This is a genomic window from Acinetobacter amyesii, assembly GCF_023499985.1.
Classification (GTDB): Bacteria; Pseudomonadota; Gammaproteobacteria; order Pseudomonadales; family Moraxellaceae; genus Acinetobacter; species Acinetobacter amyesii.
Genome location: NZ_JAMCOU010000038.1, coordinates 55554 through 70371, shown reverse-complemented (window position 1 = coordinate 70371; position 14818 = coordinate 55554). Strand labels below are relative to the sequence as shown.

Below are 14818 nucleotides of genomic sequence, written 5' to 3'. Positions count from 1 at the left end.
TTAAAAATGAAAAATACAATCGAATATTTAGATGCTTTATCGACTATGACAGGTACGATGACACGTGGTACTGCATTAGAGCTATTTACTTTGATTGCTTATCTTATAAAAGAGAATGGAGAGGAAAGTGAAAATATCCTGTTATCAACACACGATAACATCTCAACTTTTATTTCTGATTTCGTATCGGAAAAAGAATTACACTGGTTTTCTAAGGACGTAATTCGTTGGAATACAAATCAGCTTGTGAATATTGTTCAGGTGTTTTTAAGCCTGCGGGAACAGTGTTCCAATAATCAAGATTATGGGGAAAAAGCTTTTGAAGTATTAAAAGCGTTTGCACTTAATTCAAATAAAAATTGGGATATGTTTAACGTTGATTCGCAGAATATCCTCAATATTTTTAAAGTGGTGGTTGGCTCAGTAGAGGATAAGCTACTTTATGATGGTGCATGTGGTTTAGGGTTATTAGCTCATGAGCTTAATGCTCAAAGAACCATATTACGTGATATCAATGAAGCAACAGTAGGGGTAACAAAACTGCTTTTTGCTTTAAGTGAAAAAGAGGCAGATATTCAGCGGGAAAATTCATTAAGTGAAGGCTCTTCAAGCTATAGTGTTGATCTTGTTGTGAGTACGCCACCAGTCAATATGAAGGTCTCAGAATCCTTTGTAGCAGGACAAAATTATTTAAAAGAATTATTTATTACTGCTCGTATTCCTACTAGTGCATCTGAGAGTCTGTGGATTCAACAAGCACTGTATAACTTAAATGCACATGGCAAAGCATACCTTCAGATTATCCCTGGCTGGTTATTCAGAGGTGGATATGATGCAGAGTTGCGTGAAAAATTAGTGCAACTAAATTGGGTCGAAGCTGTTGTTTTACTTCCTGCTGGTATTTTGACTGATTCAAATATTGAAATGAGTTTACTCATTTTAAATAAAGCCAAAGCTAAAGATACCATTCGCATGGTGGATGCTCGAAGTTTTGGTGAACGTCAGCGTCGAAAGCTTCATTTAAATCTGAATGATGCACAGAAAATTAAGGAACTGCTCACGGCTGCTGAAGAGACTGAGTGGTCAAAAGATGTCACTATCCAACAGGTTAAAACCAATAAATATAGCTTACACTGTGCGGAATATTTTGATGTGCATATTGAAGTTGAACAGTTAGATCTTGAGCATGAACTCGCAGTACTTCAAGAGACTCAGAAGCTATACGAAGGCCTAAAAGATGAATTTAATTTTCTTATAAAGGGATTATAGGGCTTAAAGCCTATAAACGTAAAATATATAGTTGAAATATATAATCTATTCTAGATTGGAAAAATTATGAACCTTAACGAGTTAAAACAGTTAGAAGATCAGCTTTGGTCGGCAGCAGATAGTCTGCGTGCAAATACAGACTTAAAACCGAATGAGTATTCAACACCCGTTCTTGGTCTGATTTTCTTAAAGTTCGCAGATAACAAATACGGCGCAGCGGAAGAAGCGATTTTAAAAGAGTTTAATGAGCTTAAAGGCACACGCCGTGAAAAGCCTTTGGCTGAAATTGCGATTAAACATTGTGGTTTCTATTTGCCTGATAATGCCCGTTATAACTACTTACTCGAACTTCCTGAAAGTGAAGATTTAGCTTCAAAAATTAAAGAAGCGATGCAGGCAATTGAAGATCATCAAGGTCAAGAAGATTTTAAAGATGTTTTGCCTAAAAATGATTATCAGGCATTTAACCGTTTACCTCAAAGTAAACAGGCTTTAAAAGGTTTAGTGCGTAGTTTTTCAAATATTCCTTCTGATGCTTCAGGTGATGTGTTCGGTAAGATTTACGAATACTTCTTAGGTAAGTTTGCTTTGTCTGAAGGTCAAAAAGGCGGTGAGTTCTTTACACCAACTTCTGTTGTGCGTTTGATGGTTGAAATAATCGAACCGTATAACGGCTCTGTATATGATCCAGCCTGTGGTTCTGGTGGTATGTTCGTTCAGTCTTTACAGTTTGTAGAGCGCCGTAAAGAGCTGAGCAAAAAAATAGGTGAAGCTGAGACAAACAATAGCTTATTTGTTTATGGTCAAGAAAAGACGCTTGATACAGGCAAACTTGCCAAAATGAACTTGTTTGTAAATGGTCTTAAAGGCGACATCCGACAAGCAAACTCTTATGCAGAAGATCCGTTTAAAGGGTTTGAGAAGTTTGACTACATCATGGCGAATCCACCATTTAACGTGGATGATGTAGCACTGGCGACCGTTGAAAAAGATCCTCGTTTTAATACTTATGGTTTACCACGTAACAAAACCAAAACTAAAAAAGCCGATGATAGTGCTAAGGCTGAAACAGTGCCTAATGCCAACTATCTTTGGATTAACTTATTTGCAACTTCACTAAAGAATGCAGAACAAGCGAAGCTATCTAATAGTGGTCGTGCAGCGTTAGTTATGCCTAACTCAGCTTCAGATGCACGTAATTCTGAGGCTGATGTACGTCAGACATTGATTGAGAATAATTTGATTTATGGCATGCTGACTTTGCCTTCAAATATGTTCTATACCGTAACGTTACCTGCAACCTTGTGGTTCTTTGATAAAAATAAAACCGACAACAAAATTTTGTTTATTGATGCTCGTAATATCTTTAGACAGATTGACCGTTCCCATCGTGATTTTACCGATGAACAGATTCTGAATATTGCCATGATTAGTAAGCTACATAAGGGGCGTAGTCATGAATATATTAGTTTGGTGGATGATTACTTTAGACAAGGAATGGCTAAACTTGAAGCTACGGTTCCTCATGTTGAGCCAAGTTTTAACAAGCTTAAAGATGATTTAAAAGACGATGCAGCGATTGTTCAAAGTGTTGATACGCTAAATACACATTGGCATGCGCTTAAACCACTTAAAGAAAGCTTTGATGCTTACGTGAAAACTTTCCCTCAAGTCATTACTAAAGAGTTAGTCAGTACGTTGAATGAAGCTCAAAAGACCTTACGAGCAAGTTTTACGCCGTTCTTTAAAGCCATTGCTGATGAAGCCAAAGTTTTAGACAAAGCGATTCGTGAAAAAGAAAAAGCACACAATGAGTTAGTTAAATTGACTCGTGCTGAAGTCGCCGAAGCGAAGGCAAATGATAATAAAGATTTGCTGAAAGTGAAGGATGCGAAACTAAAAGAATTAAATGCTTTAACTGCGGATATTAAAGAAGTGAAAGCATTACTAGCAGATATTAAAGCTGACCGCAGCGAAGCTGAGTATCTCTTTAACCATATTTCATGGTTACAAGAGCGTTTCCCAAATGCTGAATATGAAGATGTGACAGGGCTTTGTAAGTTGGCAACGCCTGAAGAGGTAAAAGAGCAAGATTACTCTTTAAATGCTGGGCGTTATGTAGGTGTAGTCATTGAAGAAGATGGTCGTACTGAAGAGGAATTTAGAGAATATTTGAGTACATCTTTAGAGTTGTTTAATAATTTGACGAAAGAAGCTAAAGGTTTAGAGGATATGATCAACGCTAATATGAAGGGGATTTGTAATGACTGATTTATGGCGTGATGATATTTTTGATAATTTAGTCAGATTAAAGCGGGGACATGATTTACCTAACCAAAATATTATCAGTGGTAAATTTCCTGTTGTTGCGAGTTCAGGGATAAAAGATTTTCATAATGATTTTAAAGCCTCACCTCCCATAGTAGTTACAGGTCGATCTGGTACATTAGGTGAAGTGCAGTATATTACTGAAAAATCATGGCCATTAAATACAACGTTATACTCTATAAATTTTAGAGATAATTTGCCGAAATATGTGTATTACTATTTAAAGGAAATGCATCTCGAAAATTTCAATGCGGGCGCCGGTGTGCCTACATTAAATCAGAATCATCTTCAAAAATTGAAGATAAAAATTCCTCAGCTTTATATTCAGAAAAAGGTTGCTGCTATTCTTTCTGCATACGATGACCTCATCGAAAACAATAAAAAACGTATTCAAATTTTAGAAAATATGGCTGGAGAGCTATATAAAGAATGGTTTGTACGTTTTCGTTTTCCAAATTATGAAAATACAGAGTTTGAAAAAGGGATTCCGAAAGATTGGAATACTATCAATTCTAGTGAGTTTATTGATGTTGTAAAAGGCAAGTCTTATAAAAGTCCTGAAATTCATGATGAGTTTGTTGATGAAAGCTTACCTTTTATCAATCTGAAAAACTTTAATCGTGGTGGCGGATATCGCCGCAATGGATTGAAATTTTACACTGGTAAATATGCGAATAATCAAAAAACTTATCAAGATGATATCGTCATGGCTGTAACGGATATGACTCAAGACAGAGCTGTAGTTGGACGTGTTGCTAGAGTACCAAAATTAAACTTTGAGTTTGCGATTATTTCTTTAGATTGTGTGAAATTAGTACCCAAAATCTATTCATCTACTTTTACTTATTGTTATTTTAAATATTCTGGATTTTCAGAATATATAAAAGAATTTGCAAACGGTGCGAATGTTTTACATTTAAGTCCTAATCAAATTGACAAGCAAAAAATATTGATTCCGCCTGAACAATTAGTTGATAGCTTTGAAGCTAAAGTTGTTCCAATTTATTCTGAATTAAATATTTTGGAAGAAAGTAATGAGAAACTGGAAATAATGAGAAATAACCTCTTACCTCGATTAATTTCAGGAAAACTATCAGTGGAAAACTTAGATATTCAGTTTCCACCGTCAATGCAAGAACAGTAAGTTATAAAAAAATAGACATATTTAGAGGGATATAGGGGATAAATTGTGGCAAAAGTAACACGTAACTTTATTAGTGAAGATGACATTGAACAAGCAACGATTGCACTTTTAAGCAACGAATTTGATTATCAGCATCTCGATTGTTATACCGCAGATTCAAGTGACTTAAATGATGGTTCAGGTCGTACAGACAAAAAAGATGTCATCTTAAAAAATCGTGTAATTGCAAAATGCGTGCAATTGAATCCCCAAGTCCCTTTAGATGTGATTGAAACTGCTGTCACTAAATTGATGGATCGCCGTGGTTCAATGTCGGCAATTAAAGCCAATATGGAACTATATACGGCGATTCGTGATGGTGCATCAATTACTTACGAAGATGCCCACGGCGAAAAACATGAAAATGTCCCTTTAAAACTGATTGATTTTGAAAATCCTGAAAACAACGAATTTTTGGTGGTGTCACAGTTATGGATTCAATCGACAGGACGGACACCACATTGTGCTTATCGCCGTCCTGATCTCATTCTCTATGTCAATGGTTTGCCACTCGTATTTATTGAGCTGAAAAACTCTAATGTAAAACTTAAAAATGCCTTTGATGACAATTTAAAAAATTATAAAAATGATATTCCACAATTGTTCTTAACTAACGCTTTTTGTGTGCTATCCAATGCCACAGATACCAAGCTCGGAAGTTTTACCGCCGAGTGGGAGCATTTCTTTAACTGGTTGCGTGTAGACCAGGAAAAAGAAAAGGTCAATAAAGAAGAAATTGAGGAACAAGGAACAAGTATTGAATACTTGTTACGAGGTCTTTGCCGCCCTGAGCGACTATTGGACTATATTGAAAACTTTATTTTATTCCAAAATGAAAAATATAAAATTATCGCTCAGAACCATCAATTTTTAGGGGTGAATCATGCCTTTAAAAACTTCCTAAAGCGTGATGAGTTACAAGGTCGTCTTGGTGTGTTTTGGCATACTCAAGGCTCTGGTAAAAGTTTCTCGATGATTTTCTACGTCAGAAAAATTTATCGTAAGGTCAGAGGTAATTTTAGCTTTGTGGTGATTACGGATCGTGAAGACTTGGATTCACAGATTTATAAAAACTTTATACAGACCAAAGCAGTTTTAGAAAAAGAAGCAGCACAACCGAAAAACAGTACCCATCTTCGCACCTTACTCAGTCAAAATACCAAAATCGTATTTACCCTAATTCAAAAGTTTAGATACGAGAAAGGTCAAGAGTACCCACAACTCTTTAATCCTGCTGAGCGTGAAGTCATTGTTATTGTAGATGAGGCGCATCGTACCCAATATGAATCACTCGCTGAAAATATGCGTAAAGGTTTAGACGGCGCACATTTCCTAGCTTTTACGGGTACGCCAATCCTTAAACAGAAAAAAACTAAGCAATGGTTTGGTGAGTATGTTTCGGAATATACCTTCCAACAAGCCATTGAAGATAAAGCAACGCTACCACTGTTCTATGAAAAACGAGTTCCAGAAGTATTACTTCAAAATGATGATCTAAATGAAGAGCTTGCTGAAATCTTAGAAGATGAAGAGTTAAACGATGCTCAAAAAGAAAAGCTTGAGCGTAAGTTCTCAACTGAACTTGAAGTGATTAAACGAGATGACCGTTTAGAGCGTATTGCACAAGATATTGTCTACCATTTCCCACGCCGTGGTTATTTAGGTAAAGGCATGATGGTCGCTGTAGATCAATTTACCGCTGTGCGTATGTATGACAAGGTTTCAAGACTTTGGAAAGAAGAGCTGAAACAATTACAAACACGTATCCATAACTCTAAAAATGATGTTGAAAAATATCGTTTAAAGCAACGCCAAAAGTATATGAAGACGGTACAAATGGCGGTGGTCATTAGTGATCCAAGTGCTGAAAAAGAGCGTTTTGATAAACAAGGTTTGGATATTCAGCCTCATATTGATCGCTTGAGTAAAGTGGATGCGAATGGGGCTGATATTGAGGATAACTTTAAAGATCCAGCACATCCGCTACAACTTGTTTTCGTTTGTGCAATGTGGCTGACTGGTTTTGATGCACCTACAGTTTCTACGCTGTACTTAGATAAGCCAATGAAAGGTCATACCTTGATGCAAACCATTGCTCGTGCTAACCGAGTGACTGCCTATCGTATTCAGAATACCGAAGGTGAACTTGTAGAAAAGAGAAATGGTGAAGTGATTGATTACTACAATGTCTTTAGAAATCTAAAAACTGCTTTAAAAGATTATGGCCAAGGTACTGGTGAGGATGGGGAAACGGATGCACCTGTTCAAGATAAAACCGTACTTTTCCAAATGCTAGATGAAGCAATTACGAAGACCCTAGAATATTGTGAGTCTAAAGATATTGATCTCAATAAAATTTTAGAAACTCGTGATGAGAATGGCGGGACCTTTAAAGAGAATGCATTATTTGGCGAATATGCGGATCGCTTACTAGAAAAAGATGAATATCGAAAAACCTTCAATGTTCACTTTAATACGGTTGCTGCCTTATATGAGGCATGTAAGCCGAATATCTTAGCTCAGCCACGTCCGATAGTCTCTGTGATTCAATTTTTACATGGATTTATTGAAGCTACTATTGAACAGCAGGATTTGGAAACGGCAGGTGTAGCAGTTGTAGAGCTACTAGATCAAAGTGTTATTGTTGATGAAAAGACAGCGAAGTCGGTTAAGGATTTTAAGCAAAGCTATAGTTTGATCCATGGTCAAAAATGGGATTTAAGTACGGTTGATTTTGACAAGCTGAAAGAACAGTTTAAAGAAACTAAGCACAAGAACATTGCTATTGCGGATATGCGAGCATTCCTTGAAAAGAAAATCATCCAAATGCTGAAGCAAAATGGTGGACGTATTAATTTTGCTGAACGTTATCAGCAAATGATAGATCGTTATAACTCTGGTGCTACGGCGACTGAACAACTGTTTGAAGAAATTCAAAAGTTCACAAAAGGATTGCAAGAAGAAGACCAACGTCATATCAGAGAAGGTCTGACTGAAGATGAGTTAGAAATCTATGATCTACTTTTAAAAGACAAACTCACAAAAGATGAGCAACAACAGGTAAAGTTAGCAGCAAAAGATTTGATCACAGCACTTATAAACACGACACCTAAAGTTTTGGTTCAAGATTGGTGGAAAGATGGTCAGACTCAAGCTTTGGTGAAAGATGAAATTGAAAAAGTATTGGACAAAGATTTACCTATGAGTTATGACCCTATTCAATTCAAGGAAAAGGTATCAACCGTATTTGAGCTAGTAAAAACATTAGCTCTGAATGATGATAAGTGGGTAAGCTGATATTGAAAACAATGAGTGCATCAACAGCCTGAATGTTGATGCACAATATTAAAATATTATCAAAACAAACTTTTATAATTTTAGATTTATAGGTATAACTTATAATTTAATTTTAAATTAATATTTAATTAGTTCTTTATTTGATAGGTATTGAAAAGCCTGTTAGACATGTTGATATGATGAACAAAAAAATTATTGTAGAGCAATTAAGGGACCAGCTAGATGGTTATATTTCCATAGATAAACTGTTTTTCTTAAATGCATATCAAATGGGGCAAATACAAAATATACAGTTTATTTCGCAATTAAATATTTTGCTCAATAAAGTTGAAGAATATACCGTATCTTTTAAGTGTTATGAGATTTTAAAAGAGCATCTACCATTTAGCTTTTTGGATGCATATTTCGATTATTCATTAATAGAAAATAAGACTGAAAATGAAACATCGGATTTAGATTCTTTATTTGACTTTACAAATAGCTTTATACAGGTTGAGGCTGTTGAAGCTGTTGAAGCTGTTGAAGCTGTTGAAGCTGTTGAAGCTGTTGAAGCTGTTGAAGCTGTTGAAGCTGTTGAAGATATTGAAGATATTGAAGATATTGAAGATATTGAAGATATTGAAGATATTGAAGATATTGAAGATATTGAAGATATTGAAGCACTCTCAATAGATAAGCCAACACATTTTCTTGATTTTTTATCCGACTTAGATATTTCTACTGAAGAAAAAGAAGAATATTCGGTTATTCAAGATGATGATGCAATATTTTCTTTTACTGAATTTGATTTTGTTGAAAGTGAAATTGATTATTTCCCAGACTCCTTGAGTCATGAGGAAAAATCATTATTAAAAGCAAATGAATTTATGAGCTTGCTTGACTGGCACGGCGAGAAAATTTTAGATCAATTACAGGTGTTTTTTCAGGAGCATCCATCCAATGCTACATGGGCTGCCTTAAAAAGATTGGCTGATTCATCATTTACCTTTGAAGAATTTATTTTAATGGTAAGAACCAAAGAACTCCTTGAAAGTGATTTTTCTTATTCAGACTATGATAATGCTGGTGTTTATAATTTTAAGATTCGACAAAAATATTTTCCTTGGCCGACATTATTAAGTATTGTTCGATCTTTTAGTGGATATCCAGATTTTGAAGAAATAGAAATATTACTTCATGAGTTGGATGATGAATGGGTGAGTCACCCAAGCTATATACGGCAATTTTCATCCTTTGCAATCTTTCTAAAATATAGATTTTTAAAAATAGATGACAATTTGCCACAATATGTTGAATTTCAAGACAATCAATTTACTCAACAATATTGGCATACAAGTCACGATACACAGCAAATACAGAAAGAAAAGGATCTGGAAAAGTGGGGGATTTCAAGGCCCAAGATTTCAAATCTCAAAACCATTGAAAGTGGAATTTTGGAACAGTTTGATAAAGAAATGGAAATAGAACGTTTAGCCAAACTGGAAGCCAAATCTAAGAAATCGGCTCAGTCGCAACAAGATGATGAAGAAATTGAGTGGAATTAAATGAATAGTACTTTAACCCCAGTTCAAGGTTGTTTGATTAAGTTAGATGTAAATGGAGAAACAAGACTTGGCATCGTGTCTCAAACTAAAAATGAAGAAACATGTGTTGTAAAGTGGTTTGATAAGGGGCTTAAAAATCCATTTTCGGATGTGAAGGTAAATGATTTACAGCCAGCCTTTAAGATAGGTATGGAAGTACTAGATGCGACCCCAGAAATTGGATATCAACGACTCGGTAGAGGGGTAATTGTATTTGAACGTAAGCTAGCCGGATTTTATCAATACTTGGTCAATTTTGAGCTAGATAACATCAGAGTTTGGATGCCGTTTCAGCATTTGATCCCAGTTAAAAATGCAGAATCACGTTTTAAAGGTGGTGATGTCAGTATTAGTCAGACCGAAGTAGAGCGATTTAGGCTAAGAGTATTGGCGAATGCGATTAAATTGTGGAATGAGAATACAGGTGCACTATCACACTTAGATATTGATCCATTACCACATCAGATTAATTTAGTTCACCATATTTTAAAAACAAATAACTTGAATTGGCTAATTGCAGATGATGTTGGTCTCGGTAAAACCATTGAAACAGGAATGTTATTGCATGCTTTAAGACAGCGGGATCAAGCAAGAAGAGTATTGCTCGTTACACCGGCTGGATTGACCAGACAATGGAAAGAGGAGATGTACCATAAATTCGATATTGATGAATTTAGAATTTATGGTACGGACTTTTTTATTAACGAACAACGTGAATGGAAACAGTATGATTACGTGATAGGGTCGATGGATACCTTAAAACATGATAATCATATTGAAAAATTATTAGATGCTGGAAATTGGGATCTCGTAATTTTTGATGAAGGTCATCGCCTATCTAGAAAACAGTATGGAAATAAATATGATTCTTCTGACCGTTTTGATTTAGCAGCAAAGCTTAGATTAAAAACGAAAGCAATGATCATTTTGTCTGCAACTCCTCACCAGGGGGATCAGGCAAAATTTGTTGCACTTTTGGAGCTATTGCGACCAGATAGAAGACGAGATTTGCTACAACTAGATCGTAATCCTGAAATTATTAGGGATATGATTTATCGAAATCACAAGGCAGATGTCACAGATAAAGACGGTAATTTTATTTTTAAAGTAAAAGTAACAAAAGCGATAGCTATTCCTACAACTGAAGAATTTCAAGAATTTGAAGAGCTATTATCTGCTTACTTTAAAAAAGGGTATCAAGCTAGCCAAGCTGAAGGAAATTTTGCTCGGGCAATTGGCTTTGTAATGACTACATATCGTAAATTGGCGGCATCCAGTGTAATGGCTATTCATAAGGCCTTGCTAAAACGGGTGACACGCCTTGAAATGAGCTATCAGTCAGCCCATGAAAATTTACAGGAGTTGAATGATGAGCGCTATGCTGGTGAAATTTTAGAAGAAGAACTTACAAAAATTTTAAATGATGGCAAAAGTGCGATTGAATTCTTTGCAGGAGAATTAGAGGATCTAAAAGAATTAGTCGAAGTTAGTCATCATTTAATACGTGAAGACAAAAAAATAAAAGTATTCATGGATTCCATTATTGATCAGATTTTGGCGAAAAACTCCTTGGAGAAAGTTCTTATATTTACTGAGTACAGAACAACTCAAGAATATATTAAGACCAAATTAGAAGAGCAATATGGTCTAGGTAAAGTTGAAATAATTAATGGTTCTATGAAGCATGATGATCGTATTAATGCGATCAAAAACTTTGAAGAGACAGGTCAGTTTCTTATTTCTACAGAAGCTGGTGGAGAGGGGATTAACTTACAAAAGACTTGTAATATCATGGTGAATTATGATCTGCCATGGAATCCGATGCGATTGGTTCAACGTATTGGGCGTTTATATCGTTATGGACAACAGAAAAATGTTCTCATTTTTAATTTACATCAACCAGACAGTGTTGATGTAAATATTATCTTTAAAATGTATGAGCGGATTGAACAAATTGTTAATGATCTTTCCAATGTACAAGCACATGAGTTTAATGATGGATTGAAGGATGAAATTTTAGGTGAGCTTAGTCAATATGTTGACGTTGAAGATGTTTTGAAAACGCTTACTGAAATAGGTGTTTCGCGTACAGAAGAAAGAATTGAAGAGGCATTAAGAAATGCCAAAGAAGCAGTAAATGTCCAGAGAGAACTCCTATCTTATGCTACAAGTGGGGATGCTGATGGTGTTCGAACAGATATTCAGGTAGAAACTAACCATATCGAAAGCTTTGTTTTAGGTATGCTTGAGCTCTTGAATATTGAGCATAATTTACATAGAGAGTCTGGTTATATCCGTATCCGATTTAATGAAGAAAACCAGAAAAAATTTAAAAGTATATTAGGAAAAGCATCTCTATTAGATGTAACGATTGATCGCTCTGTTGCAGTGAATCGTCCTCACATACATATGTTAGATCTGTCTTCACCTATCATGCAATATTTGATTGAAAAGGCATTGGATTATGATACTGGTGGATTATGTTGTGCTATTTCAAATGCTGAAAATGCGTTTATGAATTTTATGACGACCAATATTTTAAAATGGCAAGATTTGCAAGGAAATGTTGTACGTAAGCAATTCTGCATATACACATATTCACTAAAAAGTGAGCATGTAAATCCACCAAAAATTTTAGATATGTTCACTAAAAAATTGACCGCATTTAATCAATCAGTACCGATTTCTATACAGCAGGCAAATAGCTTATTAGAAAAATCAGATAGAGCTCTACAGTCTTTTATGGCAGAAAAATCTAATTCATATTTAATGCCAAATGATTTGTATTGTTCATCGGTTGCATTAAATTTATCAACTAAATAAACAGCAAGCAGAGCATGGGTTATATGCTCTGCTTAATCAAATAATACAAATTATTCGATTGTTTCTAAGGCAAATATAGATGTTTTCGCATTAGCCTGTGCCCGGATTACAGGCCAATAGAATGGTGTATCATTCCAACCATCCTCTTTTTTCCCGTTTTGACGAATAAGATACATGATAGGCATGTCGATGGCATATTTCTGAGCTAGTTTGACTTCCGTTTTGGAGTCTGGCGAATCTGCAATGTGTGCGTTAGAGTTTGTGGTTGGTTTTTTTAAATTACGGTCTTTTGCAGTCCATAACAAAATTTTCCCTCTTTGTGACGCATTTTGATTTTGATGACTTAGATGAATCAGAGCGGAGTATGCCATATTCCAATTAAAGAGTGGAATTTCGCTATCTTCGTCAAATTTTAGTGTATTTTCGATGTCTTTAAGAAATTTTAAGGCAGTTTCTAAATCAATAATTTTTGGTGAGGAAGAATTAAACGCTATTAGGGCTTCTAAATCTTGATCTAATTTGTGAATAATAGGAAGAATATTATTTTTGCCAGTTTTACCTTTAGGTAGAAAACCTTTTGGTAAAATACGTTTATGTGGACGAATAGTCTCTGTCTGTGAAATTAAAATTTTATTTGGGCTACATGGAATAACTTTACCATCTTTGGCTTGTCGAATAAATTGAACAGCTCCATCAGCACCATTGCTAATCGCTGTACGCAAAGCTGAATCAAACTCTTCCATGAGCTCCATTGCATTACGTATATTTATTGATGTATAGAAACGAGTCACAGCGAGTAATTCTCTTCTATAACCGAACATACGAGAATGTTGTAAAACTGTGTCTTGTTGGAATTTATTTGGTCTACGTCCATAATAAAAACCAATCAAATTAGTTAATGTTATTCCGCGATCGAGAACTTGCCCTCCAATAAAGATATGAAGTGGACTGCGCAATTTAAGTTGTCCACTATCATCTAGCATATTGATCACATTTTCTTCAGAGTTGACTTTTGTTACAGTAATATATTCTTCTGAAAGTGCTTTACTTACTTCATCTAAAACTTCTTGGAAAGTTGGAATAGGTTTTTCATCGAGTTGTAATGAGCTCAAGAAATCATCGTAGGAATCTTTGATCAATGTGATAAAAGCAGAGTCACCGTTCTTAGATTCTGCAGCTAATCGCAGTTTATCTATGATTGCATTTGTTAATGTCTCTTGCCAATTATGTGCAGGTTTGCCTGACTCCGAATGTACTAAAAATGAGTACAAAAGTTTTTTATGGTTTTCATTATTCTTAGCACCATTAATACGCTGAATGCAGCCGGCTACAATGAAGCTAACTAATGCATTGCGATAGCCTTGGATTTTCTTTGTAGTAAGCACATCATCTAATTTAAACACTCTATTGTCTTGTTTTTTTAGACAATTAAACTCTTTTATATCTATTTGTTTATGAATTAGATTCTCTATGGTATTTTCGATTTTTGACTGTTCACCGAAGTAAGTATCCCCGCCAACATATTCTTTAGGTACCGGTACTAACTTTGTGAAAGCAGGTCGCATAGGTTTGAAGTCAATTACATTATCAGTTTCGATTTCTTGTGGTTGTAAATATAAAGAATAAGGTGTAGCTGTGACCTGTAAGAATGAGACATCCTTGATTATTGATCTTAAACTGCTAATTTGTGTTGCAATCTTATTGGCATTAATTAGATCGTCTTTTTTCGTGTAACCAATGGAAGCACTGTCTGCTTCATCATCAATGATTAATACACGTTTTGTGATCATCATTGGATTATTTTGAAATTGATCTATTAATCGACGTAGGTTGTCATCTTGTTTTTTTGCTACAAAAATTAGTTTTGATTGAAGTTCAAACTTACTAAAGCTTGTAGGTGCTTGCATAATGTCATGAATTTCTAATTCTTTTTCATCGATGAAACCTTCAAAATCTTTGCTTAACCGTTTATAAGTTTGCTGAATTAATGCTTTTGAATTTTTACTAAGAACGATAGCGATATCATATTCGTTATCAAAGCCTAGGACTAGCGTACTGATAAATGTACGAGTTTTACCACTTTGAACTTTACCCAATAACATACCAGGGTGTTCTGAAGAGGTTTTTGTGTTCAAAAGTTCCTTAATAGTCTCTTCAGCACACGTAAATGTATCCCTGCTGAAGTCGGTATTTCTTTCTTTAAATTGAGTATAGAATGGTCCATTTAGTTGCATAGTTTAAACTTATTAAAAATAAAATAATGAAGTTTAGTATAGTAGTTAAATTTGTTTTTTGTTGATTTTATGGAATAAATATATATTAATTAGTGTGTTGC

The 14818-nt window shown here is 35.0% G+C and carries 7 protein-coding genes; 6 read left to right on the top strand and 1 reads right to left on the bottom strand.

Annotated elements, in window-relative coordinates; all coding sequences use genetic code 11:
• Positions 1 to 6: 6 nt before the first annotated feature.
• The 6 genes from M5F03_RS14865 (at position 7) to M5F03_RS14840 (ending at position 12483) form a co-directional block, all read left to right on the top strand.
• Complete coding sequence (locus M5F03_RS14865) at positions 7 to 1269, top strand: HsdM family class I SAM-dependent methyltransferase (RefSeq protein WP_249708788.1); 1263 nt, start codon at positions 7 to 9, stop codon at positions 1267 to 1269.
• Positions 1270 to 1335: 66 nt separating this feature from the next.
• The gene (locus tag M5F03_RS14860; protein WP_249708787.1) at positions 1336 to 3540 is read left to right on the top strand and encodes a type I restriction-modification system subunit M; all 2205 of its coding nucleotides are present in this window, start codon (positions 1336 to 1338) and stop codon (positions 3538 to 3540) included.
• Complete coding sequence (locus M5F03_RS14855; RefSeq protein WP_249708786.1) at positions 3533 to 4741, top strand: restriction endonuclease subunit S; 1209 nt, start codon at positions 3533 to 3535, stop codon at positions 4739 to 4741. The genes M5F03_RS14860 and M5F03_RS14855 overlap by 8 nt, the downstream gene beginning before the upstream one ends.
• 45 nt (positions 4742 to 4786) lie before the next feature.
• Positions 4787 to 8077, top strand: a complete 3291-nt coding sequence (locus tag M5F03_RS14850; RefSeq protein ID WP_249708785.1) for a type I restriction endonuclease subunit R — start codon at positions 4787 to 4789, stop codon at positions 8075 to 8077.
• Between the two features lie 140 nt (positions 8078 to 8217).
• Positions 8218 to 9621: a hypothetical protein gene (locus M5F03_RS14845; protein ID WP_249708784.1), complete on the top strand. Its 1404-nt coding sequence runs from the start codon at positions 8218 to 8220 to the stop codon at positions 9619 to 9621.
• On the top strand, positions 9622 to 12483 hold the full coding sequence (locus tag M5F03_RS14840) for a DEAD/DEAH box helicase (RefSeq protein ID WP_249708783.1): 2862 nt from the start codon (positions 9622 to 9624) through the stop codon (positions 12481 to 12483). It begins immediately after the preceding gene.
• A gap of 50 nt (positions 12484 to 12533) precedes the next feature.
• Here the strand turns inward: M5F03_RS14840 and M5F03_RS14835 are convergent, their stop codons facing one another.
• Positions 12534 to 14717 (bottom strand): Z1 domain-containing protein, encoded by a 2184-nt coding sequence (locus M5F03_RS14835; protein WP_249708782.1) that lies wholly within the window; start codon positions 14715 to 14717, stop codon positions 12534 to 12536.
• Between the last annotated feature and the right edge of the window lie 101 nt (positions 14718 to 14818).